Consider the following 1,245-nt stretch of genomic DNA (forward strand, 5'->3'; position numbering starts at 1 on the left):
CGATCCGGCCGTCCGCACCGAAGACGATGCACCGGCTCGACGTGGTGCCCTGATCGATCGCGGCAATGTAATTGGCAGTCATACGGGGATCCTCGGCTCCGGGCGTCGACGGGCGGTGGTGACCATTCGTCAGTCCCCGTGCGCGCGGGTCCGGCAAACCAGGCGGGCTCGCGGACCACCGGAGCCTTCGGCCGGGGCGTTCAGCAGTGTTCGACCATATCGAACACCACTCGGGAGCCGACCGCAGCCGGATGCCCCTGCTCACGGATCGGTGCGTCCTCCGCATCCCCCCGACCTGCCAGAAGCGGGACGACGCGCCCCCGAAGACCGTATGACCCGGCCACCGCGCCGTCCCGCCCCTGTCCCCGCCCTCGCCCCTGCCCCCCACCCCCGCCGCGGCCGCTACGCCCGGCAGCGCAGCATCGTCAGCGGCGGATTCGCGGCCAGGTCCGCCCAGAACTCCGCGCCGAACGCCCGCAGGCCCTCCGCCGACACCTCCAGCGGCACCCACTCCAGGTCACGGAACCCGGCCGCCCGCAGGCAGGACTCGTACACCTCGCGCGACGGCGGATTCGCCAGGAACGAGATCGGCGGCTCCAACAGCGCCGTCACCCGCACCCGCGGCCCGACCTCCGAATCCGCGCCCGCCCGCTCGCACCGGAAGCCGTACCGGTCCAGCGGCGGCCCGTCGAACCGGAAGTCCGGACTCTGCCCGAACACGAAGAACCCGCCGCCCGGCACCAGGCTCCGGTGGATCCGACGGCACATCCGCTCCACCGTCGCCACGTCCGGCGCGTAGTTGAACGCCTGCACCGCCACCGCGAGGTCGAACGGCTCCCCGAACTCCCGCAACTCCGCGATGTCACCCACCTCGTACTCCACCCCCAGCGGCTCCCGCTCCTCCGCCGCCAGAGCCGCATCCACCATCGCCGAGGAGATGTCCACCCCCAGCACCCGCGACGCCCCCCGGCGCCGCAACTCCCGGCTGTAGAACCCCGTCCCCGACGCCAGGTCCAGCACCGACCGCCCCCGCACGTCCCCCACCAGGCCCAAGAACCCCGGCACCTCGCCGTACCGCGCCAACGGCAGCGTCTTGAACCCCTCGAACGCCTCCCCGATCCCGTCGTACAGCTGACCAACCATCAGTCCGGTCCCCTCCGTCCATGGCGTCGGCCCCAGCCGCGGCCCCTACCCGAAATCCTCCCGCCGCCCCACCCGCCCCCCGTACTGGCCGAACCCACGAAC

Annotated in this window: 1 protein-coding gene; it reads right to left on the reverse strand. The window is 72.7% G+C overall.

From position 1 onward, the window contains the following. Positions 1–402 precede the first annotated feature (402 nt). A complete protein-coding gene (locus tag IH44_RS0139875) occupies positions 403–1,143 on the reverse strand; it encodes a class I SAM-dependent methyltransferase (protein ID WP_030464748.1) in 741 nt (246 codons plus the stop codon). Positions 1,144–1,245: the final 102 nt, after the last annotated feature.

Source organism: Kitasatospora sp. NRRL B-11411, assembly GCF_000721345.1.
Taxonomy (GTDB): Bacteria; Actinomycetota; Actinomycetes; order Streptomycetales; family Streptomycetaceae; genus Kitasatospora; species Kitasatospora cineracea.